Source organism: Streptomyces nymphaeiformis (genome assembly GCF_014203895.1).
GTDB classification, from domain to species: domain Bacteria; phylum Actinomycetota; class Actinomycetes; order Streptomycetales; family Streptomycetaceae; genus Streptomyces; species Streptomyces nymphaeiformis.
Window position 1 is genome coordinate 1 of record NZ_JACHJY010000031.1, and the last position, 1,767, is coordinate 1,767.

The window sequence follows — 1,767 nt, forward strand, 5'->3', positions numbered from 1 at the left end:
AGGGCTGTCCCGTAACTCCGGATACCGATTGCCGGCGCCCGGTTCAACCTGGTTGGTCAGGTGGCCTTCGAGACCGTGAGTCGGGCCAGAATCGGACAAGTCGATCCAACGGCGGTGACCTGCTGGTCCCTGCACCGAGTTACGGGACAACGCTTAGCCCGAGGCACACTCCTAGGCAGTGTCTTCAAATGATCACCGCTGGTGGATCATGGTGTCGTGATACGTCGCCATGAACTGTCCGATGCCGAGTGGTAGTTCGTCCGGCCGTTGCTGCCCGAGTCGTTGCGGGGGCGGAAGCTGCTGGACGACCGCCGGGTCCTGAACGGGATCGTGTGGAAGTTCCGGACCGGGACGGCCTGGCGGGACGTGCTTGAGCGATACGGGCCATGGGCCACACTCCACACCCGTTTTCGCAGGTGGGCGGCGGACGGAACGTTCGACCGGATGCTGCGGACCGCCCAGGCCAAGGCGGACGCGGCGGGCGACATCGACTGGCTGGTGTCCGTCGACTCCACCATCGTCCGGGCCCACCAGCACGCGGCCGGGGCCCGAAAAAGGGGCTCCGCGACCCGGTCCTCGGCCGGTCCAGAGGCGGCCTGACCAGCAAGATCCATCTGGCCTGTGACGGCAGGGGCCGTCCGCTCGCATTCGTCGTCACGGGCGGCAACACCAACGACTGCACCCGGTTCACCGCCGTGATGGAAGCGATCCGGGTGCCCCGGATCGGACCAGGGCGGCCCCGGGTCCGGCCCGATCACGTCCTGGGCGACAAGGGCTACAGCTCGAAGGCCATCCGCACCTGGCTCCGCCGCCGGGGCATCACCCACACCATTCCCGAGCGGGCCGACCAGGTCCGCAACCGAGCCCGGCGAGGCAGCCAAGGTGGCCGCCCGCCGGCCTTCGACCGCGAGGCCTACAAGCACCGGAACATCGTCGAACGGTGCTTCAACCGCCTGAAGCAGTGGCGCGGCATCGCCACCCGCTACGACAAGACCGCCCAGTCCTACGAAGCGGCCGTCACCCTCGCCTCACTCCTGATGTGGGCGTGACATTTGACGACAGAACCTAGTAGAAGTAGAGACGGTTCGACGAGATGGTGTTTGCGGAGGCGGCCTGCACTGTGGCGCTGGTTTGCGTGAGCTGCTGATTGAACATGTAGTTGTAGTTCTGGAAGCTCGCCATGCCCTTCACGTCGGGGTGCTGGATGGGGGAACAGACCATGCATGTCAGAGAGTTCGCACGATTGTCCCAGCCGACCTGGCTGAGGTCCGGGTAGTCGCAGTAGAGGTTGACCGACGAGCCTGTGCCATAGTTGCCGTCGTAGTAGCGAACGGTCACCCACGGGTGGCAGGTCCCAGTCGCTGCGGCGGCAGCTACGCGGGTCTGCTTGGGGACGGCGACACCCCACTTGCGGGCGGCGGCCTTCGCCGCCTCGGCGGGCAGGCCACCCTTCGCGAGCAGGTCGAGATCTGCCTCACGCTCGGTCGCGAAGCAGGTGAGCTTGCCCTTACCCTTCCCGTCGTGGCAGTGGGTCTCGCCGATCTTCTTCTCCAGCGCGGCCAGAGTGGTCACGGTGCCCTTGTACTCGACACTGGCGATAGCCATCCCGGTCGTATCGGCCGGGGTTTTCGCAGAAGCCGAGGCGGCGGGGAGGGCGAGCAGGGTCAGCGCGGCCGCCGCCAGAGCGGTGAATACCTTGTTCCTCAACATGCCTTCACCGTATGGGGTTTGCGCCCACATGCGCACAGGTTTTCGACCAACGCCTAC

Annotated in this window: 1 protein-coding gene and 1 pseudogene; one reads left to right on the forward strand and one right to left on the reverse strand. The window is 66.1% G+C overall.

Annotation, left to right across the window (positions count from 1 at the left end; translation table 11 throughout):
* Positions 1 to 267 precede the first annotated feature (267 nt).
* Positions 268 to 1,049: pseudogene (locus GGE06_RS41960) on the forward strand (IS5 family transposase).
* 16 nt (positions 1,050 to 1,065) lie between these two features.
* Here GGE06_RS41960 and GGE06_RS41965 read toward each other — a convergent pair.
* A partial coding sequence (locus GGE06_RS41965) for a hypothetical protein (RefSeq protein ID WP_221519107.1) occupies positions 1,066 to 1,767 on the reverse strand: 702 nt, incomplete at its 5' end.